The organism is Tessaracoccus flavus, assembly GCF_001997295.1.
Taxonomy (GTDB): Bacteria; Actinomycetota; Actinomycetes; order Propionibacteriales; family Propionibacteriaceae; genus Arachnia; species Arachnia flava.
In genome coordinates this window covers 2,747,997-2,773,342 of sequence record NZ_CP019605.1, presented here as the reverse complement: position 1 = coordinate 2,773,342, position 25,346 = coordinate 2,747,997, and the positions used below count along the sequence as shown (strand labels likewise).

18 protein-coding genes and 1 pseudogene are annotated in these 25,346 nt (G+C 67.6%); 8 read left to right on the top strand and 11 right to left on the bottom strand.

What is annotated here, in order from left to right; all coding sequences use genetic code 11:
* Window positions 1-346 precede the first annotated feature (346 nt).
* The 7 genes from RPIT_RS12740 (at window position 347) to RPIT_RS12710 (ending at window position 14,624) form a co-directional block, all read left to right on the top strand.
* Window positions 347-1,552 carry an AGE family epimerase/isomerase gene (locus RPIT_RS12740; protein WP_218121579.1) on the top strand — a complete coding sequence of 402 codons (1,206 nt, stop codon included), beginning with the start codon at window positions 347-349 and terminating at the stop codon, window positions 1,550-1,552.
* Between the two features lie 109 nt (window positions 1,553-1,661).
* Entirely contained in the window at window positions 1,662-2,753 is a 1,092-nt protein-coding gene (locus RPIT_RS12735; RefSeq protein WP_077343791.1) for a substrate-binding domain-containing protein, read from the top strand.
* Window positions 2,750-4,285 carry a sugar ABC transporter ATP-binding protein gene (locus tag RPIT_RS12730; RefSeq protein ID WP_077343790.1) on the top strand — a complete coding sequence of 512 codons (1,536 nt, stop codon included), beginning with the start codon at window positions 2,750-2,752 and terminating at the stop codon, window positions 4,283-4,285. Before RPIT_RS12735 ends, RPIT_RS12730 begins: the two co-directional genes overlap by 4 nt.
* A complete protein-coding gene (locus RPIT_RS12725) occupies window positions 4,282-5,265 on the top strand; it encodes an ABC transporter permease (protein WP_077343789.1) in 984 nt (327 codons plus the stop codon). The genes RPIT_RS12730 and RPIT_RS12725 overlap by 4 nt, the downstream gene beginning before the upstream one ends.
* A gap of 38 nt (window positions 5,266-5,303) precedes the next feature.
* Window positions 5,304-7,112, top strand: coding sequence for a cupin domain-containing protein (locus RPIT_RS12720; RefSeq protein ID WP_077343788.1), 1,809 nt, complete (start codon window positions 5,304-5,306; stop codon window positions 7,110-7,112).
* Between the two features lies 1 nt (window position 7,113).
* On the top strand, window positions 7,114-8,016 hold the full coding sequence (locus tag RPIT_RS12715) for an aldose epimerase family protein (RefSeq protein ID WP_077343787.1): 903 nt from the start codon (window positions 7,114-7,116) through the stop codon (window positions 8,014-8,016).
* A 107-nt stretch (window positions 8,017-8,123) separates the two neighbouring features.
* On the top strand, window positions 8,124-14,624 hold the full coding sequence (locus RPIT_RS12710) for a PKD domain-containing protein (protein WP_077343786.1): 6,501 nt from the start codon (window positions 8,124-8,126) through the stop codon (window positions 14,622-14,624).
* A gap of 210 nt (window positions 14,625-14,834) precedes the next feature.
* On the opposite strand, the gene RPIT_RS12705 is transcribed toward RPIT_RS12710, so the two are convergent.
* The 6 genes from RPIT_RS12705 to nadA form a co-directional block, all read right to left on the bottom strand.
* On the bottom strand, window positions 14,835-15,287 hold the full coding sequence (locus tag RPIT_RS12705) for a cupin domain-containing protein (protein WP_077343785.1): 453 nt from the start codon (window positions 15,285-15,287) through the stop codon (window positions 14,835-14,837).
* A gap of 32 nt (window positions 15,288-15,319) precedes the next feature.
* Entirely contained in the window at window positions 15,320-15,598 is a 279-nt protein-coding gene (locus RPIT_RS12700) for a DUF4031 domain-containing protein (protein WP_077343784.1), read from the bottom strand.
* 14 nt (window positions 15,599-15,612) lie between these two features.
* Complete coding sequence (gene tal / locus RPIT_RS12695) at window positions 15,613-16,689, bottom strand: transaldolase (RefSeq protein ID WP_077343783.1); 1,077 nt, start codon at window positions 16,687-16,689, stop codon at window positions 15,613-15,615.
* A 295-nt stretch (window positions 16,690-16,984) separates the two neighbouring features.
* Window positions 16,985-17,848, bottom strand: a complete 864-nt coding sequence (gene nadC, locus RPIT_RS12690) for a carboxylating nicotinate-nucleotide diphosphorylase (RefSeq protein ID WP_077343782.1) — start codon at window positions 17,846-17,848, stop codon at window positions 16,985-16,987.
* The gene (gene nadB / locus RPIT_RS12685) at window positions 17,845-19,467 is read right to left on the bottom strand and encodes an L-aspartate oxidase (protein WP_077343781.1); all 1,623 of its coding nucleotides are present in this window, start codon (window positions 19,465-19,467) and stop codon (window positions 17,845-17,847) included. Before nadB ends, nadC begins: the two co-directional genes overlap by 4 nt.
* The gene (gene nadA / locus RPIT_RS12680) at window positions 19,467-20,477 is read right to left on the bottom strand and encodes a quinolinate synthase NadA (protein ID WP_077343780.1); all 1,011 of its coding nucleotides are present in this window, start codon (window positions 20,475-20,477) and stop codon (window positions 19,467-19,469) included. The genes nadB and nadA overlap by 1 nt, the downstream gene beginning before the upstream one ends.
* A gap of 63 nt (window positions 20,478-20,540) precedes the next feature.
* Here nadA and RPIT_RS12675 point away from each other — a divergent pair, with 63 nt between their 5' ends.
* Window positions 20,541-21,302 (top strand): NUDIX hydrolase, encoded by a 762-nt coding sequence (locus tag RPIT_RS12675; protein WP_077343779.1) that lies wholly within the window; start codon window positions 20,541-20,543, stop codon window positions 21,300-21,302.
* 240 nt (window positions 21,303-21,542) lie between these two features.
* Here RPIT_RS12675 and RPIT_RS12670 read toward each other — a convergent pair whose 3' ends face one another.
* From RPIT_RS12670 to RPIT_RS12655, 5 genes and pseudogenes are all read right to left on the bottom strand, one after another.
* Window positions 21,543-22,103: a cupin domain-containing protein gene (locus RPIT_RS12670; protein WP_335755106.1), complete on the bottom strand. Its 561-nt coding sequence runs from the start codon at window positions 22,101-22,103 to the stop codon at window positions 21,543-21,545.
* Between the two features lie 9 nt (window positions 22,104-22,112).
* Window positions 22,113-22,256: pseudogene (locus RPIT_RS16185) on the bottom strand (helix-turn-helix domain-containing protein); the annotation flags it as partial.
* 101 nt (window positions 22,257-22,357) lie between these two features.
* The gene (locus RPIT_RS12665) at window positions 22,358-22,657 is read right to left on the bottom strand and encodes a Dabb family protein (RefSeq protein ID WP_077343777.1); all 300 of its coding nucleotides are present in this window, start codon (window positions 22,655-22,657) and stop codon (window positions 22,358-22,360) included.
* Window positions 22,658-22,745: 88 nt separating this feature from the next.
* Entirely contained in the window at window positions 22,746-24,122 is a 1,377-nt protein-coding gene (locus tag RPIT_RS12660; RefSeq protein ID WP_077343776.1) for an NADP-dependent succinic semialdehyde dehydrogenase, read from the bottom strand.
* A 210-nt stretch (window positions 24,123-24,332) separates the two neighbouring features.
* Window positions 24,333-25,340 (bottom strand): LacI family DNA-binding transcriptional regulator, encoded by a 1,008-nt coding sequence (locus RPIT_RS12655; protein WP_218121580.1) that lies wholly within the window; start codon window positions 25,338-25,340, stop codon window positions 24,333-24,335.
* Between the last annotated feature and the right edge of the window lie 6 nt (window positions 25,341-25,346).

Here is a 25,346-nt window from a genome sequence, read left to right as displayed (position 1 = left end):
AGACCGCAACCCCAACGGAAAACCGCAACGCCAACGTGGATCGGAACTCGCCGACGATAACCATCGACGCCCCTGATATCTCGGGGGCGTCGATGGGTTCCGGGGGCGAGTGGGCGTGACCGTTGGCGTTGCGGTGAAACCGTTGGCGTCCCCGTGGAACCGTTGGCGTCAGGGACGTCGTCGGGCACTGCCACCAGATTCCGAGCCCTTACCCTCGCGCCGACTCAGGGCCGACTTCCAGGTGAGGGAGACGATCGGGGGGGGCTTCAGCCAATTCCAGACGCTGTTGCAGCACATGGCGTACCGTTGCTGGACAACGTTATCTCATCGGAGAGCGAGGACGTCCATGTCGCACCTCGACGAGCTGCGCCGCCACCGCGACGAGCTGCTCGATTTCTATCAACCGCACGTGTGCCTCGAATCGGGTGGCTACGCATATCTCGACGACGTCGGCCGCCCGCTTCCCGACCAAGGCGCCCAGCTGTGGCTCAACGCGCGGATGCTGCACTGCTTCTCCATCGCGACGGCGCTGGGGCGGCCGGGTGCCGCTGACGTCGTCGAGCACGGGCTCGCGCATCTGCACGGGGGAGCGGGGCAGGACCTCATCCACGGCGGGTGGTACGCCACGGCGGGGGGCAGTAACCCCTCCGACGCGAAGGAGCTCTACGGCCAGGCGCACGTCGTGCTGGCCGCGTCGTCGGCCGCGATGGCGGGGTTCACCGAGGGCCGGGCGCTCCTCGACGAGGCACTGGACCTGATCGACCGCCGGTACTGGCGGGAAGGCGACGGAAGGGCCGTAGAGGCCTACGATCGGACGTTCTCCCGGCTCGACCCCTACCGTGGGCAGAACGCCAACATGCACCTGACTGAGGCATTGATCAATGCCTATGAGGCGACGGGGGAGGCCGTCCTGCTGCAGCGAGCGGTGCGGATCGCGGGCCACATCGCCGGACGCGCAGCCTCGCCCGACGAGGGAGCCTGGCGGCTCCCCGAGCATTTCGACGAGGACTGGAACGTCGTGTGGGAGTTCAACAAGGACGAGCCGCGGCACCCCTTCCGGCCCTACGGCTCCCAGCCGGGGCACTGGCTGGAATGGGCCAAGCTGCTGCTCCAGCTGCGGGGACTGGGCGTGCATGAGCCGTGGCTGCTCCCGGCTGCCGAACACCTCTTCGCGGGTGCGTTCAAGGATGCCTGGCGTGGAACCGGCGGGTTCGTGTACACCGTCGATTGGGACGGTGCTCCGGTGGTGGAGGAGCGGTTCTTCTGGGAGCCCGCAGAGGGGATGGGTGCGGCCCGGCTCCTGGAACTGCACACCGACGACGACCGCTACGCGGAGGCCTATGGGAAGCTCTGGGGGTACGTCGTCGACCACTTCGTCGATCACGAAAGCGGGTCCTGGTTCCCGGAACTCGACGCCGAGCAGAAACCCGTGACCCATACGTGGGCGGGCAAGCCGGATCTGTATCACGCCTTCCAGGCCACGCTCTACGCAGAGGTGCCCGCCCACCAGGGGTTGGCGAGGTGGGCGTCCACCCAAGCAAGCCGCAGGTGACAGTTCGGTCACAATTTGGTGACTTCCCAAGACATCGTTGTCTCACCGGCGTAGTGTTCCGCTCATGGCTGCCGCAGAGGAGCGGCACCCGAGGTCATAGGAGATCCGTATGTTGACCAAATTCCTTCGACTATTTATCGCGGCCCTTGCGTCGATGCTCGTGCTGACCGCCTGTGGTGAGGGCGACACCGCCTCCCCCGGCGACACCCCCGCGAGCGAAACCACGATGGCCGAAGCACCCACCGAGACCACTGAACCGGCAGACCCAGCCGACCCGACCACCACCCCCGCCGACGATGAGAGCACTCCCGCAGCTGGAGGCGAGCCGCTGACGATCGGCCTCGTCATGCTCCAAGGCGACGACTACTTCCGTAACGTTCAGCTCGGCATGGAGGAGGCCGTCAGTGCCGACGGTGGCACCGTCATTCCGTTCAACTCGAACAACGACCCCGGCAACGAGGCCCAGGGCGTGCAGAACCTCATCACCCGTGCAGTTGACGGCATCACGATGCAGCCGGTCGCCGCGGACGCGTCTGTCGCCACCGCTCGCCTCGTCAAGGACGCAGGTATCCCGCTCATCTGCACCGGCAACTGCACCGGCGCTTTCCTCACGCCCGAGCTGGTCGACGGCGCCGCTCAGTCTGACAACACGGGGCTGGGAACCGCCACCGGTGAGGCCGCAGCGGAGTACATCGAGGCCAACCTCGGAGGCACCGCCACGGTTGGCATCCTCAACTGCGACTCCGCCGCCGAGACCTGCAAGCTCCGCAAGGCGGGCTTCATCAAGGCCCTGGAAGATGCGGGCATCGACTTCACGATCGCCGCTGATCAGGAGGGCTACCTCGCCGACCGCGCCACCCCCGTGGCGACCAACATGCTCTCCTCCAATCCCGCCATCAACGTGGTTTGGGGCTCCAATGAGGGTGGCACCGTCGCGCTGGTGACCGCGGTCAAGCAGGCGGGCGCCGACGTTGCAGTCTTCGGCACTGACATCTCGGAGCAGATCGCGGGCTTCGTCAAGGAGGGCTCCCTCGAGGCGACCACCGGCCAGGATCCGGCGGGCACCTCCGCCAAGGCGTACGAAATGGTCAAGAAGGCCATCAACGGCGAGACCAACGAGCCCTTCGAGGCACTCATCCCCGGCATCACCTACCGGACGGATGACCAGACCACCGTTGACGAGTACCTGGCCAATCGGTGATCGATCCCGACGAGGTCGTCCTCGAGTGCGAGGGCCTCAGTAAGAGCTACGGCAGGGTTCGCGCCCTCGACGCAGTGTCGCTGACCCTGCACAAGGGGGAGGTGCGCGCGCTGCTCGGCAAGAACGGCGCGGGCAAGTCGACCCTCGTCAAGCTCCTGTCGGGAGTGGAGCAGCCAGACAAGGGGGCCGGCGAGATTCGTCTCGCCGGCCAGCCCGTCGCCTGGTCCAGCGCGCTCGCGGCCCAGCACGGGGGGATCACGGTCGTCCACCAGGAGTTCAGCCTGGTGCCCGAGCTCAGCATCGCCGAGAACATCACGCTGGGTCATTGGCCCAGCCGCGGCGGCCTCATCGACAAGGCGGAGATCCGCAGACGTGCGTCCGAGGCCATGGCCATGCTGGGCGTAGACCTGCCGCTGTCGCGCCCGGTGAGCCGACTGTCGACGGCCCAGCAGCAGCTCGTCGAGATCAGCAAGGCGCTCAGTGTGCAGCCCAAGGTGCTGATCCTGGACGAGCCGACGAGCGCTCTGAACTCCAACGAGGTCGAGGTTCTCCTGGCACTCCTGCGGCGCCTGGCCAGCCAGGGCGTCTCCATCATCTACGTGTCGCACCGGATGCGCGAGATCCCACAGGTCGCGGACACCCTCACCGTGCTCCGCGACGGCCGCGAAGTGGCGACGCGAAAGGTGTCCGACATCAGCGCAGCCGAGGTGGCCAGGATGATCGCCGGCACCGACGAGCGGGCACGGGAGACCGTGGCCAAGGAGCGGCTGGATGAGCAGACAGTGTCCGACGAGGTAGTCCTCGCGGTCGAAGGCCTGAGTATCCCCGGCATCCTCGAGAATGTGAACTTCGAACTGCGCCGAGGTGAGGTGCTCGGCTTCGCTGGACTGTTGGGCTCCGGCCGCACCGAACTGCTCGAGGCGATCTTCGGTCAGCGGTCCGACGCTACGGGAACCGTCGCAGTCCTGGGCCGCCAGATGACGTCGAGACGCCCCGGGAAGATGCTCGACGCCGGCGTCGGCATGACCACCGAGGACCGCAAGAAGACGGGCATCGTGCCGATCCTCAGCGTCTCGGAAAACATGATGCTGTCGGCGAGATCCCGAGTCGTCGGCGGACCGCTGTTGGACATCGCAGGGGAGCGCGCCGCCTCGCGCAGCCTGGTCCAGAAGCTCCGCATCCAGACCTCTGGCCTGAAGCAGCCGATCGGCACACTGTCGGGCGGCAACCAGCAGAAGGCCGTCATCGGCCGCTGCCTGGCCGGAAACATGAAGGTGCTGCTCCTCGACGAGCCCACACGCGGTGTGGACGTCGACGCCAAGCGCCAGATCTACGACCTCATCCGCGAACTGGCGGATGCAGGCGTCTCCTCGGTCTTCGTCTCGTCTGAGCTGGAAGAGCTCAGCCAGGTGTGCGACCGGGTTCTCGTGCTGCGCGACGGCGGGGTCCGGGAGGAACTCCCCGGCGCAGAGGCGACCAGTGAACGACTACTCGCCCTGGCGATGATTGGTAAGGAAGGGCATCTCGCATGAACGTCGGAGCGAACGCCGTCGACAAGCCCGTGAGCGGTGTGCGGAGCGCGTTGTCCTGGGAGGGGACGGGGCTGCTGGCGGTCCTCATCATCGTGTTCGTCCTGCTCTCGATCTGGGCCCCGAACTTCCTGACGATGGCGAACCTGCTCAACGTGCTGCAGCAGGCCGCATTCTTCGGCATCGTCGCCTTCGCGATGACCCTGGTCATCGTCTCGGGAGAGATCGACGTGTCGGTTGGCTCGTCTGCGGCCCTGACGTCGTCGCTGGTGGGCTACATGGTGGTCTCCATGGGAGTGCCGATGCCGCTCGCTGCGCTCATCGCGCTCGTGGTGGCGATCGCCCTGGGTGCCTTCGTCGGGTGGATCCGGCACGTGTTCAACGTGCCCACCTTCATCGGCACGCTGGCGCTCTTCCTGGCGCTACGCGGCGCCGCACACCTGGTGACGAACACCTTCCCGATCCCGATCGACTCTAGTGAGTTCTTCTACTGGGGGACCGGCCGGATTCTCGGGGTCCCGGTGGCGGCGCTCTACCTGGTGATCGCCTTCGTCGTCGTGGCGTTCATCGCGAACTTCACCGTCTTCGGCCGGTCGGTCTACGCCGTCGGTGGCAACGCGAGGACGGCCCAGATCTCGGGCATCAACGTGCTGAAGATCCGGGTCATCGTCATGGCGATCAGCGGCTTCACCGCTGGCATCACCGGCCTGCTGCAGACCGCCCAGCTCTCGTCCGGCAACAGCAACATCGCCCAGGGGCTCGAGTTCGACGCCATTGCGGCGGCCGTGATCGGCGGCACTGCCATGTCGGGCGGTAAAGGCTCGGTCGTCGGCACGCTCATCGGTGTGCTGTTCGTCGCCATCCTCCTCAACGGCATGGTGCTGCTCGGCCTCAACCCCTACTTCCAGCAGGTCGTGCGCGGGGCGCTGGTGCTCTTCGCCGTCCTCATCAACGTCGTGCGCACCCGTCGCAGCACGGCCTGACAACTCCAGATCCACCCACGTCCCGAAAGGACCCAGACATGCCCCTGTACGAGTTCTATGACAACGCGGTCAACGACATCCCTCTGGCGAGCGAGCACCTCGATCGCGCCGCCTTCGGCACCGAGGCGGTGATCGACAAGCTTGCCGGGGCCCTGAGCGAGGGCTCTCGGATGGGCATCGACGGATGGTACGGCGTCGACTGGAAGGCGCTCACCGCAGCACTCTCCGCCGCGGCCGAGGCAAAGGGAATCAGCCTCACGCTGGTGCCCTCGGCGCAGCTCTACATCTCGCAGGACGAGATCGCCGATTACCAGAAGACGTACGAGACCGACGACCCGTCGTTCGGCTGGGTCAACTCCGACGGCGTGCTCGAAGACCTCCTCGACCCTTCGGCCGTGGAGGAGCTGAAGAAGCAATTGGGCGACGGCGCGGGGACGATCGTCGTCTACGGCCCCGGCGCCTGCGTCAAGGATCTGGAGGGCAGCTACGACACCCGCGTGTACGCCGACTTCACGATGCAGCCGATGCTGTGGCAGATGTGGGGCGGCGAACTCGTCCCGTTCGGCACGGAGGAGGCCTCCACGGACTACTTCTGGAAGAAGTACTACTACAACGACTTCTACCTGCTGTACCGCCAGAAGAAGGTCGCGTTCGAGGCGATGGACATCTACGTCAGCGCGGTCCACTCCGACGCGCTGGTCGCTCTGGAGCGCGACGGCTACAACCTCGTCATCGACGAGCTCGTCAAGCGCCCCATCAAGCAGGTCAAGATTCTGCAGCCCGGGCCGTGGGGCGCCTACCGCTACAAGGACCTCTGGGAGGTCCCCGGCCTCGAGGCCAACGCGTGGAACGAGCTGGCGGGCATCGAGCTGAGCATCCTGGTCAACCTGGGTCCCGACGTGCCGCTAAACATGCCGACCCAGAACATCATGCAGAGGCCCGAGCAGCTCGTCGGCAAGCACGTCCACGAGAACTACCCCGACCTTTTCCCGCTGCAGGTGTGGCTCGACGACGGCTACTTCCCGAAGCCGGTCCCGTTCGAGCGCTCCAGCATGCCGATCCACGACCATCCGAGCACTGACTACGTTCGCGAGCATTTCAACGAGCCCATGGGTCGCTACGAGACCTACTACATCATCGAGTCGTACAAGGGTTCCAGCACCTGGATGGGGTACAAGGAGGACGCGGACCTTGAGGAGTGGGAGCGACTTTGCCGCGAGTCGGAGAACCGCAAGGAGATCCCGAACTGGCAGGACTTCGTCTGCCGCTGGGACACCAACGTCGGGGACCTCTTCCTGATTCCGCCCGGCACCACCCACGGACACGGCGGCAACCAGATGATCCTGGAGCTCGACACCGGCCCGTCGGTCGCCGGCACCGAGTACTCGTTCTTCACCTACGACTTCGCCCGACCCACGTGGGACGACGAGACGAAGACGATGACCGGCAAACCCATGAAGATGCACACCGCCCACTCGTTCGACAACCACAGGTGGATCCGGGAAAACCGGGTGCGGTCGCACCACCGTGCGCGCCCGATCACCGTCGACGGCGACGGTAAGTTCCGCAAGGATCAGTACACGAGCCTCCCGGAGATGCCGTTCCACATCGAGCGGATCTTCCTCGAGCACGAGGCCGTCAACGACACCGAGGGCAAGTTCGTCCACATCGCCACGTTGGCTGAGGGCAAGCGTGTCACCGTGCGCTCGAAGTCGAACCCGGAGTGGTCCACCAGTATTGACCGATTCCAGTCCTGCATCATCCCCGCGGGGATGGGGGAGCACGAATACCTCAACGAGGACGGCTCACACGCGCTGGTCGTCATCATCCGGCTCAAGGAGGGCTGAATTGATCAAGCTCTCGGGGCGGGGCGTCACCGCTGAGGTCGCGCCGCAGGGTGCAATGGTGACGGCAGCTTTCGAGGCGGGCGGGGGCTTCGTATCCCCCCTTTACGAAGCCCCCTGGCTGGGTCAGTGGCAGGGCGACCCGCTGCTGGCCCACCTCCGGGGAGACTTCGTCTGCGTGCCGTTCGGCATGCCCGGGCACGGCTACGCGGCCAACCATGCGTGGGAGCTGCTCGACGTCTCGGACGAGCGGGCGGTGCTGTCGATCGCCTATCCCGAGGACCACCCCGTGGAGCGGGTGACCCGTGAGGTGGTCTGCGCCGACGGCGCGCTCGAGTTCGCCGACAGCATCGAGATGCGGGAGCCCGCGTCTCTGCCGCTCGGTCTGCATCCGATGTTTCGACTACCCGACGGCGTGGGTGAGGCGCGTCTGGTGCTGCCCGACGCCGCGGCCATCCTGACCCCACCCCAGCCCCCCGAGCCGACGGCGCGGCTGCTCCCAGGCCAGCGGTTCATCGACCCGACCCGGGCGCCCAGCGTCGACGGCACCGCCGACCTCACGCGCCTGCCGTGGGAGGGTCGCTCGGAGGACCTCGCTCAGCTGGTCGACGTCGTCGAGGGCAGGGTTGGGCTGGTCGTCGACGGCGTCACCACGGTGCTGGAATGGGACCAGACCGTCCTCAAACACTGTCTCTTGTGGGTCAGCAACCGTGGTCGCGACTACCCGCCGTGGAACGGCCGGAACCTGTGCCTCGGTGTGGAGCCGGTGACGTCCGCCTTCGATCTCGGCGCTGAGGCCAGCGCTGGGCGTAATCCCGTCGCTGACGAGGGCGTCCAGACGGCCGTCAGCCTGGAGCCGGGCGAGACCCACGTGGTGCACCATCGGGTGAGCGTCACTGCAAGTTGAGCGGTTGTCGCTGCGGCGGTGGGATTTTCATCGCCGACCATTGACTCACCCCCTGGACTGATGGATTCTTACCCCAGGACATCGAGGTCTGAGGGGGACGGGCAATCATGTCTATTCGAATCTTTCCCTGGGTACGCATCTGGGCCGCTCTTGTTGCGATCCTGCTGGCGATCGGCCTGGCGGTGGTGGGAACCGCCCCGGCGCGGGGGGCGGTGACAAGCGCCAACCCGGCGGACGGATTCGGTGAGTTGTACGCAGACTTCACGACGGCCGACGCGCTGTTCGCCTGGGTCACGACCGATACCCGCGGGGGCCGCGTCTGTGTGATCGCGGCCACGGGGAACGGAGACTGCGAGAACCCGGCCTGGGGCACACCGAACACGATCGTGGGCATCGGCACCCTGTTCACACTCTTGGAGGGACCGAGCCTTCCGATGGGCACATACCGTCTCCACACCGAGTCGGCCACCGAAGAGGGGTGGCTGCCCGGCTACACCTCCGACGTGTTCACCGTGGGGCCCTGCCAGAGCGATTGCGACACCACGATCGGGCGTCAGCAGGCTGAGGCCTTCAAGGCAGCCTCGGGGGATGCCACCGCCGGCGCCTCGCTGCTCTGCACCGCGCTCACGCTGAAGGAGACCGGGAGCACCATCCAAACCCATGGCGATGGGATACGTCTGGGGCTTGAGGCGGCCGGCTCGAGAAGTCTCAGCGGCGGATTCCTCGGCTACGCCACCGGTCTGGGTCTGGGGTTCGCCGGGATTGAGCTGCCGTCGTACAACGATGCTGCGCTGCAGATCGCCCAGATGATGTCGTGCATGGTCCGGCAGATGCACCTGGACATCGCGAACGATCCACCGGATCCGATTCTCAACACCGTCGTACCACCGGCATTCCTCGAGCCTGATCCCCTCGGCTCGCCGGTGCTCGACGACCTCGTCGCCGCGCTCGACCGTCAGACCGCGTACGGCATCGCCACGCGCATCGCCTTCGAGAGGTATCAGGGCGCCGTGCTGGCTGAGGACCTCTCTGGCCAACGACTGCAAGCCGGCGCGATCGCCGAGTACGGCAGATCTCTGATCCGGGAACTGCGTGCCACCGCGGACGCGCTACGAGCCGCCGCCGCGTCGTCCGACAGCGCGATGGCCGGCGTAGTGCTCGAGGACGGCTCGACTCTCGAGGCGCTCGTGCCTCTGGCGGAGCGCGTCACCACCTCAGGATTCACCGAAGGTGAGACCCAACAACTCCGCGAGTTGGGGCTGACCGACCAACAGATCGCCAACGCGGCCACGTGGTTCGGCCTCGACCTCGACGTCGTCTCTCCCGGAGTGCCGCTGTCGCAGTATCTCGTGGAGGCGGCCGAAACCTTCGAGGCCGCGATCGAGCCGACCGACGAGTTCGTGCGCAACGCGGCCGCGGTCTCCACCACAGACCTCGCCCCGCCCAGCGCTGGGATCACGGCGTCGTTCCAGAGCCCCGCCACCTGGCGGCTCACCGCTACCGGAACCAGCTCGGACGGCGACCCGGTGGAGCACACCTGGCGCTTCTCCGACGGCCATGTCGCAACCGGCCAAGAGGTCGAACGCGCCTTCGAGGAGTCGGGTGCGTACTCCGTGACGGTGACCACCACGGAGACCACACCCTGGGGAGGGTCAGCCACCGCCACCAATGAGACGCTGACTGTGCAACTGAACGACCCTCCCCGTGCGGTGGACGACCGCATCAACGTGGCACTGGGAGACTCGGTGTCGTTCAACCCGTTGGCCAATGACATCGATTACGACGGAGATCCATTGACCCTCGACGGCACGGATGCGGCAGCGGGAGGAACGCTCACCTGCACTCCTGCTGGCCCGTGCACGTACGCGGCCGACAGAGGCGTCGTTGGCGAGGAGTCCATCGAGTACCGCGTGTCCGATGGCACGGACACGAGTAGCGGCGCAATTCTGGTCACGATCGTCGCGGCCGACTCCGCCCCCGTCGCCTCTGACGTGGCCGTCAGCGTTCCGCGTGGAGCCACCACGACTGTCGCATTGCCGGCGACCGACCCGGTACCGGGCCCGCAGACCCCGTTGGTCATGGAAGTTGTTGGGGAGGTCCCGCCCGGTTTCACCGTCACCCCCTTCTATCCGGCGTCGGCACGGGTGGCCGTCTCGTGGAGTGCTCCCCTGGGTGCGCAGACGATTTCCTACCGCGTGAGTGACGGCGCGCAGTGGTCGCCCGTGGCCACCCTCACCGTCACTGTGCTCGGAGAGAACCGGACACCGACAGCGCCGGACATGACCGTGACCACCCCGGCGGGCACTCCCGTGGCGATCACGCTCGACGGCTCCGATCCGGATGGCAACACCCTGTCCTGGACACATTCGAGTCCGACCGCGGGCAGCATCACCGGCACCGCCCCCAACCTCATCCTCGACCCGGGAGAATCGGCGCCCGGAAGCGTCATCACCTTCACCTACCAGGTCAGTGATGGTCTCCAATATTCCGGCACTGCCACCGTCACCGTCGACGTCGGACCATGGCCGGGCGGCCCGATCGTGAACCTGGGGGACGACCTGCATCTGGGCGAGGGCCCGATCAGCTTCTATGCCACGGCCCGGGCCCCGGAGGGGGCTGGCCCGCTCACGTACCTTTGGGACTTTGGGGATGGCCGGACGTCGAGCGCCTCCTCGCCCTATGTCACCTTCGACGATGGTGTGTACGAGGTGACGTTGACCGTCACGGATGCGCTGGGGCGTGCAGCCTCGGACACGGTGACCATGACGATTCGCAATCTGCCGCCCGTGGCACGGATCGGCGTCACGTCCGGCCCCTACGTGACCGGACGGCAGCTCACCCTCAACTCGGCCAGCAGCAGGGACCCGGGAGACGACGTGCTGACGTACCGCTGGGATCTGGGCGACGGCGTCCTGGTGGACACGGAGGACGCCTACCTGCCCCACGTGTTTGACACTGGAGGGCTACACCGGATCCAACTCATCGCTATCGACGACGACGGAGCCCAGTCCAACACCTGGTTGGACCTCGACGTGGCGGCGTTCGACGTGAGCGCCGGGGGCGACAGGGAGGTTCCGGAGGGCTCCTGGATCACGTTCGAAGGCTCGGCTCCTTTCCAGCCCTTCGGCAGCAGCGCCCATTGGGAGTGGGACCTGGGCGACGGCACGCTGGTCACCGGCTCCACGCCGATCCGGCACCGCTACGCCGGAGACGAGCCGAGAACCGTCACATTCAGGGCCACGCTGGACGGGGTGTCGCGGGAGGACGTCGCCACAGTCACCTTCACCAATCTTCCGCCACGGCTCGGCCCGGCCATTCCAGTGGTGGTGGAAGCCGGCCAGCCGTCGGTGCTGCATGCGGGAGCCTTCGACCCAGGCGGCGATCCACTGACCATCGCCTGGGACCTGGGCGACGGCACCTCCGCGACCGGCCAGCACGTCACGCACGCCTGGTCGGCCCCCGGTGGCAAGACCGTCCGGATCACCGCGACCGATGACGAGGGAGCCGACGTCGCCGCTGAGGTGCAGGTTCTCGTACTGGAGGACGGGGCGCTGGGCAGGGTCACGCCCGACTCTCGGGGCCGGGCGTTTCATCTGGCGTTCGACCCCAACATGTCCAAGGAGGGATCCGAGCAGTACCTCGTCATCACGGGCGAGGCGAACAGCACCGGCGTGGTCTCCGTTCCCGGCATCGGGTTCCGCGCGGAATTCGTGGTCGGGGCCGGGAGTATCGCCACGGTCCGCCTGCCGGACGATGTCCTTCCCGACCCGGACGGGCGAACGGACACTGTCAGGACCGCCGTCGATCCGCTCGCGGTGATCGTGCAGGCGCGTGAAGAGGTCACGGTCTACGGGGTCAACAAGGAAACCTCATCCACGGATGCGTTCCTCGCGGTGCCCGATGATGTGGCGGGCACCGACCTCCGGGTCCCCGGCGGCGCGACGCAGTTCTCAGTCGTCTCCCTGCAGTCGGGCACGGAGATCACCGTGACCAATCCGCAGCGCGTCGAGAGCGTGATCGGGCCTCTAGAGGCGGGAGAGGTGTTCCGGAAGGCGGGCTATCCCTCCAACATCCAGGGGTCCCTCATCCAGGCCGAGGTCCCCGTTCAGGTGCTCGCGGGCGCCCCCTGCGCGATGGTTCCCGACCAGGTGACGTTCTGTGACCACCTCGTAGAAGCCATGTGGCCCACCTCGGCCTGGGGGACCAGTTTCCTGACCTGGCCTCTGGAAGGGCGCACGGGGGGAGACCCCGTCGATGTGCTCGCCGGAGACGACGAGACTGAGGTGAGGGTCGACGGGGAGCTCGTCGCGACGCTCGGTGCGGGCTTCGCCCACAGGATGCTCCGAACCTCTGGAACCCTCATCGAGACCTCCAAACCGGCCATGGTGAACCAGTTGGCCCGGGGCACCACGGCTGACCGCCAGATGGGCGATCCGCTCATGATGCTGATCCCGCCGCAGGAGCAGTGGCTGGACCGATACACCGTGGCGTCCCTGCGGGGCTTCGACAAGCATTATCTGAACCTCGTCATCAAGGACGGCGCACAGAGCACGGTCCGGCTCGACGGGGCGATCGTGGAGCAGGGGCTGTGGGAGGCCGTCGGGTCGTCCGGTTATGTGGCCGCCGCCGTCGAGGTCAGCTCCGGGCAGCACCGCATCGTCGCCGACCGGCCGGTCGCGGTTTACGCCTACGGGTGGGCCCCGTACGAGTCCTACGGCTACCCCGGTGGCCTCGCCCTGGCCCCAGTGGCGGATGTGGATCGACTTTCGCTCTCCCCAGCAGCTGCCGAACGGCAGGTGGGAACCACTGACTGCGTGGTCGCCACCGTGCTCAACAGTGCAGGCGAACCCCTCTCCGGCGTGCGCGTGGATCTCGCGGTCTCAGGCGTGCATACGACGGAGGCGTACGGCTGGACCGACGACGACGGTACGGCGTCGCTCTGTTACGAAGGCCACCTGTCGGGGACCGACGAACTGGTGGCGTCGGTGGGCGCTGTGACAGCGTCGGCCGCGCGCACGTGGACCGATCAGCAGATACCCGGCCAACCGCCCGTGGCCAGCGATATAGCTGCGAGCACTGATCATGAGACGCCGGTGGAACTGGTCCTCACCGCCACCGACGAAGACGGCGACACCTTGTCGTTCGCCATCCTCACCCATCCCTTGAACGGAACGCTGGGAGAGGTCACTGGCAACCGCGTGACGTACACCCCGAACCCAGGATTCAGCGGCGAGGACTCGTTCACGTTCGCGGCGAGCGACGGTACCTTCACGTCAGTGTCCGCCGTCGCCTCTGTCACGGTGCGTCCACCCGCCGGACCGGTACCAACGGCTGTGTCGGTCGCGCCCGATACCCAGACCGCCGAAGTGGGGGATGAATCCTGCGTGGTGGCCACCGTGCTCGACGCCGAGGGCTACTCCATGACGGGGGTGTCGGTCACCGCCACAGTCACCGGGGCCAACGCTGGAGCGTTGATGGCCGAGGCAGCAACGAATGGTGAGGGGAATGCACGGGTTTGCTACACCGGCAGCAGCGCGGGCACTGACACCATCGCCGTGAGGGCGGGAGACGTCGCCGGCGAAGCCACCGTCGAATGGCGCGACCTCCTGCCCAGCGCTCAACTCAGCGTCACGGTCACGCCGACCAGCGTCGCCGAGCCGGGCGGACCGGTGACCTGGACGGTGCGCGTCACCAACGGTTCCGAGGAGACAGCGACGATGACGGCGCTCTCCGACCCGGCTGGCTCGCTCCAGGGGAGGGGCACCTGTGAGGTGCCCCAACAGGTCGAAGGCTTCGCGTCCTACACCTGCACGTTCAGCGAGGAGATCTCCGGCACTGGAGGACAGTCGTACTCCCGGAGCTTCGCTGTGAAGCTGGCTGACGACGACGGCAACCACTCAACCGATGAGTTCACCGCGAAGGTGGAGATCCTGGCCGTCGAGCAGCCGGAGCCGCCCGTGGCGACCATCACCCAGGCCCCCGATGCAGTAACCAGCAGCCGGACGGCCACGTTCGCCTTCACTGCGGACCAGCCCGGGGCAACCTTTGAGTGCGCGCTAGACGACGGCCCACTCACGGCCTGCGTCACGCCCGTCAGCTATCACAACCTCGGAGACGGGGACCACCGCTTCGTCGTTCGGGCAATCGGACAGGCCGGTGCGGGGCGCGTGGCGGAGCACACGTGGACGATCGAAGCGCGGACCCCGCCGCCGAGGGATCTGTACGAGACGCCCGGCTATCACGACTCCGGGGGACGGCAATGGTTCACGCGCTGCGAGCCGTACTCGCAGACGACGCGGTGTTGGACCTACATCTGGGCCACGACGATCGAACGGGTCGGGAACCACTACGTCACGAGCAACGGCTGGGTGTTCAACAACCTGACCTACGTGGCTTCGCCCAAGCGTCTATGGGTCGGCAACCCGCTCGCGATCACTGGCTCCTGGACTGACACGGATGGGCGTCGTTGGAGGACGGAATGCAACACTCCGACGTCTGGGGGTAACGGCTGCCGCTCCTACGTGACGACGAAGGTGCTGGAAGCCACGCCCACAGGGCCGAGGTTTGTGCTGAGGGAGAGGTTCAACAACATCGTCCGCTTCAGTTGAGGTACTGCGAGGGACGAGCGACCGTGGGTTCCGTCTCCCCGAGTAGGGAGCGAGGTACGAGCGACCGTATCGAGGGGCGTCCCGTGGGGTTCCGCTGACTGGGGTTCTGCGGTCTTGTTGCGGGGCCCTTCGATACACGGCCGTTCGTTCCTCACGGCCGCTACTCAGGGAGACGTACTGGCCGCTACTCAGGGAGACGAGGAAACGGCGTCACTCCGGCTGGTGCGTCCACTCCGGCGGCTCGTCCGCGCCCGACTCTTCGTCGGCCTCGGATTCCGCCCGGGTCGGGTGGACCTTGCCGGGGGCGTGGTGCGACGGGGCGTAGATGACGTACAGACGCATCGGCTCGTCGCCGGTGTTGGTGATGTCGTGCCACATGCCGGCGGGCACCTGCACGGACCAGCCGTCGGAGACATCCTGCGACCAGTTGAGGTCGTCCTTCTCGGGGCCCATCACGGCCTTACCCTTGCCCGCGTCCAGGCGGACGAACTGGTCGGTGTCCGGGTGCACCTCGAGGCCGATCGACTCCCCAACCGGAATCGACATCAGCGTCACCTGAAGATACTTCCCGGTCCAGGCAACCTGGCGGTAGAAGCGGTTCTCGACGGTGGCGGTCTCCAGATCGAACGCGTTCGGGTTGGGTCCGTTGTCACGGATGTCCATGGGTTCCTCCTTGATCTCTACCTCCACCTTACTCAGGGCGATTGCTGCGGGGGTGGGATTCGGCGGCGCACCCTGAGCCCGCTCGCGATGAGCCGTCGCACCAGTTCCTTCTCGCCCACGGGCTGCGCGCCGGCCGCCACCAGATCGTCGTACCGAACGATCGGCACGTCGTAGTGGTCACGGTCGAACGCGCGCTCGGGGACGGCGTTGGACCGGGCGAAGGCGTGCAGCTCCTCCAGCGACTCGTCCGAGACGAGATGCCCGAAAACCGTGCCGTGGGCCGGCCACCGCGGCGGGTCGATGAGGATCATTCCGGGCGCCGACGTCAGCCGTCCAGCGCGGTCCTGACGGTGGCCTGCAGTTCCGTCCAGCTGTCGGCGAACTTCTGCACGCCCTCCTCCTCCAGCACCCGGAACACGTCGTCGAAGTCCACCCCGGCCTCGGCGATCTCGGCGAGAGTGCGCACCCCCTCCTGGGCCGTGCGCTCCATGGACTTGCCCACCTCGCCGTGGTCGGCGAAGGCCTCGAGCGTCTTCTCCGGCATCGTGTTGACGACGCCGTCGGCGATCAGTTCCGAGACGTAGAGGGTGTCGGGCAGCGCCGGGTCCTTTGTGGACGTCGAGGCCCAGAGCGGACGCTGGTAGTTGGCGCCCTTCGCCTTCAGCGCCTTGAACCGGTCGGACGAGAACACCTCCTGGAAGTCGGCCAGCGCCACCTGCGCGTTGGCGATGGCGGCCTTCCCCTTGAGGTCGGCCCGGCCGAGATCGTCGAGTCGCTTGTCCACCTCGGCGTCGATGCGGGAGATGAAGATCGAGGCCACGGAGTGGATCGTGGAGAGGTCGAGCCCGGCCGCGTCGGCCTGCTCGAGCCCGTCGAGGTAGGCCTCCATCACCTCGTGGTAGCGCTCGACGGCAAAGATCAGCGTGACGTTGACCGAGATGCCCCGCGCGATGGTCTGCGTGATGGCGGGGAGTCCTGCCTTGGTGGCGGGGATCTTGATGAGCACGTTTTCCCGGTCGACGAGGTCGTGGAGCTGGGCCGCCTGCGCCACCGTCTGCTCGGTGTCGTGCGCCAACGACGGCTCAACCTCGATCGAGACGCGGCCGTCGTAGCCGTCCGTGGCCGCGTAGATGTCGGCGAACAGGTCGCAGGCGTCGCGGACGTCGGTCGTAGTGGCCTGGGTGATGGCGTCGGCGACGTCGCTCATCCCCGCCAGCTGCTCGGCGTAGGCGTCGCCGTCGGAGAGGGCGGCGGCGAAGATCGACGGGTTCGTGGTGACGCCGACCACCGACTTCTCGGCGATCAGTTCGGCGAGGTTGCCGGAGGTGAGCCTGTCGCGGGAGAGGTCGTCGAGCCAGATGGAGACGCCAGCCTGGCTGAGTTGCTTGAGTCGGTCATTCATCGGTGCTCCTTCGAGTTGCGTCGTGATCGACCCTACCGATGCTCGCACGGATGGGAAGGGCTTGACTAGGGCCCACCCCCGCACGAAGGTCCTCAGCTCAGGGTCGACCAGTTCGACCCATGGCGACACCCTGCGGCCGCAGACCACCGCGTTCCTCCCCGTCACCAACGTCTCCCTGAGTAGCGGCCGTGAGGGACGAACGGTCGCGTATCGAAGGGCTCGGCCACCAACCGCCATCCCGGGTGAGCGAGGAGGTGCGGGGAGCCCTTCGATACGGGCGCTCGTTCCTCGCGCCCTACTCAGGGAAACGCTCAGGTGACCCGGTGATGAGGTCGAGGCCGAGGTCGAGCACCGGGGCGGAGTGGGTGAGGGCGCCGACGGCGATGAAGTCGACGCCCGTCGCCGCCACCTGCGCGGCGTCGGCCAGCGTCAGACCACCGCTCGCCTCGGTCCGGACGCCAGCGTCGCGGCAGATCGCGACGCTCTCGCGGAGCTCGTCGAGCGTCATGTTGTCCAGCAGGATGAGGTCGGCCCCAGCAGCGACCGCCTCGCGCACCTGGCCGACCGTGTCGCACTCCACCTCGATCGGGATCGCCGGCGACGCCGCGCGCACCGCCCGGAACGCGGCCCCGACCGACCCGGCCGCCGCCACGTGGTTGTCCTTGATGAGAGCCGCATCGCCAAGTGCCATCCTGTGGTTGACGCCGCCGCCCGCGACGACGGCTGCCTTCTGGAGGGCGCGCATCCCGGGCACCGTCTTGCGGGTGTCGCGCACCCGCGCGGTTGTCCCGGCGAGGGCATCGGCCCACTGGCGGGTGGCCGTCGCGACGCCCGAGAGCTGACCGAGAAAGTTCAACAACGTCCGCTCCGCGGTGAGGATCCCTCGGACGGGTCCGGACACCGTAAGGACGACGTCGCCGGGGGCGACGCGGTCGCCGTCGTTGCGCACGACCGCGGCCTCCAGCTCCACACCGAGCCGCCGACCGGCCTGCCTCGCCACCGCGACGGCGACGTTGACGCCCGCGACCACACCGGCCTGCCTGGCCACGACGTCGGCGGTCCCGACGGCGTCCGGCGGCACGGTGGACAGCGTCGTGACGTCGGGGCCCAGCGCGAGGTCTTCGTCGAGGGCGGTGTCGATGAGGCGCTCCACGCTCATGCGGCGGTCCTTTCGGTGTGGGTGAGCGGTGCGTTGGACAGCCGTAGTCGGCCGTCGGCGAGGGTGATCACGATTCGCCTCTCCCAGGCTGGGGCTGGCGTTGGGTGGTCGACGCGTCGATGGCAGCCGCGCGATTCCGTGCGCAGGGCTGCCGCCGCCGTGATGGCCTGGGCGGCAAGGGTCAGGTTGGTGGCGGTCAGGTCGCGGTGCCCCGCGCGCCCCGTGGGGTCCGTCCCGCTCCCGAGCACCTCCGCCAACGACGCCAACGCGTCGGCAAGGCCGCCGCCGCTGCGCGCAACGAACACGTGCTCTTGCATGGCGGTCTGGAGCGCGGGGAGGTGGGACGGGTCGGCCGTCGAGACTACGGCGCGAGCCGACGGGGCGCCGGGCCGGGGGAGCGCTCCGGACAGCAGGTCGCCCACCCGGTGGCCCGCGACGAGCGCCTCGGTCAGCGAGTTGGACGCCAACCGGTTGGCTCCGTGCACGCCGGTGCCGGCGACCTCTCCGACGGCGAACAGCCCTGGGACTGACGTTCGCCCCCACAGGTCGGCCGCGATCCCGCCGCAGGAGTAGTGCGCCGCTGGCAGCACCGGCACCGGCGAGGTGGCCGGGTCGTACCCGCGCTCCCGGCACAGTCGGGTGATGCCGGGGAAAGAGCGCTGGAGCCGGGTAGCGCCGAGGGCGGTCAGGTCGAGGAAGACGTGGTCGTCGCCCGAGTCCGCGAGGTGGGCCATGATCGCGGCGGACACAACGTCGCGCGGTGCGAGGTCTCCGAGCGGGTGGACGCGGTCCATGACGCGTCGTCCTGACCGGTCCACCAAGACGGCGCCCTCACCCCTCAGCGCCTCACTCAGCAGCACGCCGCGGCCGTCGGCGTCCCGCTCTGCCAGCACTGTCGGGTGGAACTGGATGAACTCGAGGTCGCGGGCCGCGGCGCCGGCGCGGAGGGCCGCTGCCAGGCCGTCGGCGGTGGCGATCGACGGGTTTGTGGTGACCGGCCACAGCTGGCCGAGCCCGCCCGTGGCCAGCACGACGGCGTCGGCGCGCACCTCGCCGATCCGGCCTGTTCCGTCGAGGACGCGGACGCCGCAGGCCGAACCGGCGTCGTCGGTCATTACGTCGACGAGCCGGGTGTGGGGGAGGAGGACGGTCCCAGCCGTGGCGCGCTGGAGCGCTGCCCAGAGCGCGCGTTCGACCTCGGCGCCGGTCGCGTCGTCGGTATGGAGGATGCGACGGTGCGAGTGCCCGCCCTCGAGGTGGAGGTCGTACGTGCCGTCGGTTGCGCGGTCGAACGCTGCCCCCAGCTCGATGAGGCGCAAGACGGCGTCCGGAGCGGAGGCGACGAGGTCGGCGACCGCGACCGGATCGCAGAGCCCGGCGCCCGCGTCGAGGGTGTCGACGACGTGGGAGTCCACGCTGTCGGACTGCTCCCAGACCGCGGCCAGCCCGCCCTGCGCCCACGCCGTCGCCGAATCGGTGGGATCGCCCCGGGTGACCGCCACGCAGTCGACGCCTGCAGCCACCAGCGGGAGGAGCGCGGACAGACCGGCGGCGCCCGTGCCGACGACGACGACATCGGTGCGTCGTGCCCACGCCACCGGCGCGACTCGGAGCTCCATCACTCGCCTCGCCCTGGCTGGCCGATCTCGATCATCCGCTCGACGGCCCGGCGCGCTTTCAGGGCGACGTCCGGTGCCACGTGCACCTCGTACTGCGTGGTGGCGGCGGAGTCGCCCAGGCACGCATCGAGCTTCTCGGGTGTGATGAGTTTCATGAACGGGCACGCGGCCTCGGGATTGACCGGCTGGAAGTCGGTGGTCGGATTGGCCTTGCGCAGCTGGTGCAGCATCCCGATCTCCGTTGCGACCAGAACCTTCGAGGCGGTCTCGCGCCGCGCCGCGTCCAGCATCCCACCTGTGGAGAGGATCTTCGCCCGGGCACCTGGGAGCTTGCCCGATTCCGCAAGCCAGAGGGCGGACGTGGTGCAGCCGCACTCGGGGTGGACGTAGAGGTCGGCGTCGGGGTTGGCGCGCACGGCGTCGGTGAGTCCGGAGGGGGAGATGTCGGCGTGGACGTGGCACTCACCCAGCCAGACGTGGATGTTGTTCCGGCCTGTGGCCCGCCGCACATGGGCGCCGAGGAACTGGTCGGGGAGGAACAGAATCTCGCGGTCCTCCGGGATTGAGCGCACGACGTCGACGGCGTTGGAGCTCGTGCAGCAGACGTCGGTCTCCGCCTTGACCTCTGCGGTTGTGTTGACGTAGCTGACCACCGCCGCGCCGGGATGCTCGGCCTTCCAGGCGCGGAGCTGGTCGGCATCGATGGTGTCGGCGAGCGAGCAGCCGGCGTTCTGGTCGGGGATGAGGACGCGCTTCTCTGGCGAGAGGATCTTCGCGGTCTCGGCCATGAAGTGGACCCCGGCGAAGACGATCGTCTCTGCGTCCGAGGCGTGCGCGATGCGGGAGAGCGCGAGCGAGTCCCCGACATGGTGGGCGACGTCCTGGATCTCGGGGGACTGGTAGTTGTGAGCGAGGATCACGGCGCCCCGCTGCTCGGCCAGGCGGAGTACGCGCTCCTGCCAAGACGTCCGCGGGGCGACGGCTGGGCGACGGTCGGTGGTGAGGGTCACGAGATGCTCCTAACTAGGTTTACGCCTAGCAGGCGAAAACTGGTTGAACTGTAGCATGCCGGTATGACCACGTCTCCTTCCGAGCCCGCTGCCCGGATAGGCGGCGCCCAGGAGACGGGTGCGCAGGTGGAGCCGGTGGTGCGCGATTCCGCTGGTATTGCGAGGTACCGGCACGAGGCGATCTGCGCCGTCCTGCGGGTGACCGACGGTCGACTGGCCGTGCTGCTCAGCACGCGGGTCAGTCCGCCGTTCGCCGGTCTGCACACCCTGCCGAGCGGTGCGGTGGAGCCCGAGGAGACGCTGGATCAGGCGGTGCTGCGACACCTGGCCGCGAAGGTCGACGTCGCCGGCCTGGCCCACCTCGAGCAGCTGGGGACGCAGTCGGATCCGCACCGCGACCCCGCCCAGCGCACCATCGGCACGGGCTATCTGGGGCTGATGCAGGCGTCGAACGAGCCGCATCTCCCCGACGGTGCCGGCTGGTTCGACGTCGATGAACTGCCCGCGATGGGGTTCGATCACGCCGCGGTCGTGGCGCGCGCCATCGAGCGGCTCCGGGCCAAGCTGTCGTACACGAACCTGGGCTTCGCGCTCGCCCCTGATGAGTTCACGATCGGGGAGTTGCGGGAGGTTTACGTCGCCGCCTTGGGACACGACGTCTCGGCGACGAACCTCCAGCGGATCCTGACTCGACGCGGTCAGTTGGAGGCGACGGGTGCGAAGCACCCGGTTGGCAGTAAGGGGGGTCGACCGGCCCAGGTGTTCCGGTTCGTCGACCGCACCTTGGTGGTCACCGACCCCTTCGCCGTCCTGCGCCCGGATTGATCGCGAGCATGTGATTGGTCCCTGCCATCGTCATTCTTGTTCGTTGAGCTTGTCGAAGGGTTGGGGCCGTGCGTGTGGTGGCCGCCCGAGGGTTGGGGGGCGGCGGTAGGTGGTAGGTCGTTACCCTTCGACGGACGCTCGCTCGTTCCTCGCGAGCTGCTCAGGGACCACCCTTCGACGGACGTTCCGCGCTGTGCGCTCGTCACTGCTCAGGGAGCGGGTTAACGCTCGCTCGTCCGATCAGGAGGTGCGGAAGTTGTGCAGCACGTCGAGGGCGTCGTGGACCTTCCCGTCCGACGGTGGGGCCGCGAGCTGGTGGTGCGATCCCAATGCAGCACGGGCGGCTGCCTCACGGCCAAAGATGTACCAGACGCCGACGGCTGGTTCGTCGCTGGCGTTGACGAAGAGGTGCGGTCGTTCGGCGTTGAACACCACCGAATCGCCGGCGTGGATCGTGTGGCGGTCCAAGTCCAGGTGGAGCGTTAGCTCGCCGCTGATGAGGTAGAGGTGCTCATTGCCGTAGTGGTACATGAACTTCCCCTCAACCGAGCTCGACGCCCCCGGCTGGTAGGTGGCCCGGAGCGCCTCCACGTCGGTGCCCTCGAAGACCGACAGGCGTTCCCACCTCACTCCGTTGTCCATGTCGATGGCACGGCCTTCCGCCTCGGCCTGGTGCTTGAACTCTTCGCGGCGTCTGTAGACGGGTGCGGGTGCCGGAGGGGGCGATCCGGGGGCCTCTCTACCCAAGAGGGCATCGAAGGAGATGCCGAGTTCGGTGACAAGCGCGTAGAGAGTGGTCAAGGACGGCAACGTGCGGCCAGTCTCCACCTGCGACATCAGGCTGGGCGAGACCCCTATGGCGGCAGCCAAGGACCTCAAGCTTCTGTTCTGGACCTCTCGAGCGGCGCGGAGCCGACGGCCGAGCTCATTGCCCGAGCCCAGTTCATAGGACACGAAACCTCCCCCAAGGCGGATACTGACCTGTATTCAATCACACGCCCGACCGCACTCCTGGGCATCAGGCACGCGAAGGAACGCGCAGATCCCCGCGGCCCCTAGAGGGTGTAGTCGACCACAACCTTGGTCGAGACGAGATCGTTGATCACCTTGAGCGCCTCGAGGTGATCAGGGTGCTGCTGGTAGGCAGCGAGCGCTTCCTTGGTCGTGTGTTCGGAGATGAGCACAGCGTCCCAGTGCGCCGGGATGTCCTTGTCGTCCACGCCGAACTGCAGTGAGGTGACCCCGTCGACACTGTCGGCCAGCGGCTCCAGGACGGCGCGCAGACGGTTGGCAACCTCCCCGCGCGTGGGGGCTTCGTCAGCCTTGAACTTGAACATCACGACGTGTCGGATCACGAGGAGCCTCTTCTCAGATGGGTCGGGCACTATTCCGCTCGAGAATACCGAGCTTGCCTCGGCTCGTTCCGCTGAATCCCACCAGGGCTCAGTTGCGCCACACTGACTTGACGTTGCAGAAGGCTCGGATGCCCTCGGCGGACAGTTCCCGGCCGATGCCGGAGTCCTTGACTCCGCCGAACGGGAGCTCCGGGTAGGACACGGACATACCGTTGACGAACACGGCACCTGCGTCCAGGCTGCGGGTGAAGAACTCGACGTCATCGTCGCTGTTCGTCCACACCGCCGAGCTCAGCCCGAACGTGGTGTCGTTGGCGATGCGCACTGCCTCTGCGGCGTCGGCGGCCTGCAGGACGGCGGCCACGGGTCCGAAGGCCTCCTCGGCGTAGAGCCGCATGTCGGGCGTCACACCCGTGACCACTGTCGGCGGGTAGAACCAGCCCGGCCCGTCGGGAACGGTGCCGCCCACCGGGATGTCCGCGCCCTTGGACCGGGCATCCTCGACCAGTTCGATCAGATCCTCACGCCCCGACGACGTGGCCAGCGGCCCGATGTCCGTGCCGGGATTCATAGGGTCACCGACCTTGAGATCGGCCATTTGCCTGTTGAACCGCTCCATGAACTCGTCGTACACGTCGGCGTGGACGATGAACCGCTTCGCGTTGATGCAGGCCTGGCCGTTGTTGATGGTGCGCGACTTGACGGCCATGGAGGCGGCTTCGTCGAGGTCCGCCGTCGGCATCACGATAAACGGGTCCGAACCGCCGAGTTCCAGCACCGAGTGCTTCACCTCCGAACCGGCGATCGCCGCGACCGAGCGGCCGGCCGGTTCGGAACCAGTCAGAGTCACGGCCGCGACCCGGCGGTCCCGGATGACGCCCTCGACCGCGGATGAGCTGATGAGCAGCGATCGGAAGGCGCCCTCGGGGAAGCCGCCGCGGAGGAAGATCTCGTCGAGGTACAGCGCGGCCTGAGGCACGTTGGACGCGTGCTTGAGCAGGGCGGCGTTGCCCGCCATCAGCGTTGGGGCCGCAAATCGGACCACCTGCCAGATGGGATAGTTCCACGGCATGACGGCCAGGATGACACCCATCGGTTCGTACACGGTGTACGCCTTCTTCGCTCCCACGGAGCTGGGGTCGTCCAGTTCCTCGGGCGCCAGGAACTCGGCGGCCCTGTCGGCGTAGAAGCGCATCACCTTGGCTGATTTCAGGATCTCGGCGCGGGCCTGTTCGAAGGTCTTGCCCATCTCGAGGGTGAGGGTCTTGCCCAGCTCGTCGACGTCGGCCTCCATGAGGTCGGCGGCCTTCCGCATCCAGGCCGCGCGGGTCTCAAAGTCGGTGTCCTTCATCTTGAGGAAGGCCCGTTGCGCTTGCTCGATGCGGTCCCGGACGTCTTCAGGGGAGTGGGGCGGGAACTCGCGGAGGAGCTCACCGGTCGCAGGGTTGATACTCGTTATGGCCATGATCACGATCCTTCGGTCAGCCGACGATGCTGCCAGGCATCGAATTCTACGTCCACACTGATCGGCGATCTTGTGACCTCGACGAAGGGTCGAAGCCGTGACTGTGGTCGCCCTTAGTGGTCAGGGGCGACGGTAGGTGGCGGGGTCGTTACCCTTCGACGGACGCTCGCTCGTTCCTCGCGAGCTGCTCAGGGAGCTTGGGGTGGGGGCTCAGCCGGAGGCGCGGATGTGGAGTTCCACCGGGAGCATGACGGGGGAGGGGGTTTCGCGGCCCTTGACCAGATTCAGCACCATGACGGTGGCCTGCCTGCCCAGCTCGACGGCGGGGTTGACGACCGTCGTCAGCGGCGGGACGGTCTGCGAAGCGGCCTCGAAGTCGTCGAAACCGATCACCTTCACCTCATCGCCGATGCGGATACCCCTCTCGCGGAGCGTGTCCAACACGCCCTGGGCCATCAGGTCGGACGCCGCGAAGATGCCGTCGATCGTGGGGTCGGCGTCGAGGAGCTGGGCCGCGGCGCGCGCGCCCGACGCCCGGGTGTAGTCCCCGTGCGCGACGGCGACCTCGAGCCCAGCCTGCTCCAACGTCTCGCACCAGCCGTGAAGACGGTCCAGTGCGGCGGCCATGTCCCGCGGTCCAGCGACCGTGGCTGGTCGGCGGACGCCCATCTCCACCATCCGCTCCGCCGCCAACCGCGCGCCGCCGTAGTTGTCGGTATCGACGTAGTAGGGCGTCTTGTCGTAACCCGGCGGCAGCAGGGGGGCGCCGAGGAACACGGTCGGAATGGGCAGCGCCAGGCTGGCCGCGACCAGTCCGTCGGAGCGGTGGTGGGACACGATGATCGCGCCCGCCACCCGGCCCTCCAGCAGGAAGTCGACGACGGCGCCCGCCCGGTCGGTCCGGGACGCGAACACCATCACCAGTTGCATGTCAGTGCCAGCCAGCCCCGCGTTGATCCCCGCTACGGCCAGGCCGAAGAAGGGATCCGAAAAGACGCGCGTATCGGGCTCGGGCACCACCATCGCCAGGGTGTTGGACCGTCCGGTGGCCAGCGACCGCGCCGCGCCGTTGGGCACGTAGCCCAACTCGGCGACGGCCGCGTCGACCTTGGTCACGGTTTCCGAGGCGACGTTCGGGTCGCGCCTCACCACCCGCGACACGGTTGCCCGGGAGACGCCGGCGTAGCGCGCGACGTCCTCGAGCGTCGGACGGATCATGCTTAT

Excerpts from the sequence above, each read along its gene's own strand:
- RPIT_RS12675 (WP_077343779.1), top strand. The coding sequence starts at position 20,541 with ATGACCACGTCTCCTTCCGAGCCCGCTGCCCGGATAGGCGGCGCCCAG.
- RPIT_RS12710 (WP_077343786.1), top strand. The coding sequence starts at position 8,124 with ATGTCTATTCGAATCTTTCCCTGGGTACGCATCTGGGCCGCTCTTGTT.
- RPIT_RS12705 (WP_077343785.1), bottom strand. The coding sequence starts at position 15,287 with ATGGACATCCGTGACAACGGACCCAACCCGAACGCGTTCGATCTGGAG.
- nadC (WP_077343782.1), bottom strand. The coding sequence starts at position 17,848 with ATGAGCGTGGAGCGCCTCATCGACACCGCCCTCGACGAAGACCTCGCG.
- RPIT_RS12660 (WP_077343776.1), bottom strand. The coding sequence starts at position 24,122 with ATGGCCATAACGAGTATCAACCCTGCGACCGGTGAGCTCCTCCGCGAG.
- RPIT_RS12740 (WP_218121579.1), top strand. The coding sequence starts at position 347 with ATGTCGCACCTCGACGAGCTGCGCCGCCACCGCGACGAGCTGCTCGAT.
- RPIT_RS12720 (WP_077343788.1), top strand. The coding sequence starts at position 5,304 with ATGCCCCTGTACGAGTTCTATGACAACGCGGTCAACGACATCCCTCTG.
- tal (WP_077343783.1), bottom strand. The coding sequence starts at position 16,689 with ATGAATGACCGACTCAAGCAACTCAGCCAGGCTGGCGTCTCCATCTGG.
- RPIT_RS12725 (WP_077343789.1), top strand. The coding sequence starts at position 4,282 with ATGAACGTCGGAGCGAACGCCGTCGACAAGCCCGTGAGCGGTGTGCGG.
- RPIT_RS12735 (WP_077343791.1), top strand. The coding sequence starts at position 1,662 with ATGTTGACCAAATTCCTTCGACTATTTATCGCGGCCCTTGCGTCGATG.
- RPIT_RS12655 (WP_218121580.1), bottom strand. The coding sequence starts at position 25,340 with ATGATCCGTCCGACGCTCGAGGACGTCGCGCGCTACGCCGGCGTCTCC.
- RPIT_RS12700 (WP_077343784.1), bottom strand. The coding sequence starts at position 15,598 with ATGATCCTCATCGACCCGCCGCGGTGGCCGGCCCACGGCACGGTTTTC.
- nadB (WP_077343781.1), bottom strand. The coding sequence starts at position 19,467 with ATGGAGCTCCGAGTCGCGCCGGTGGCGTGGGCACGACGCACCGATGTC.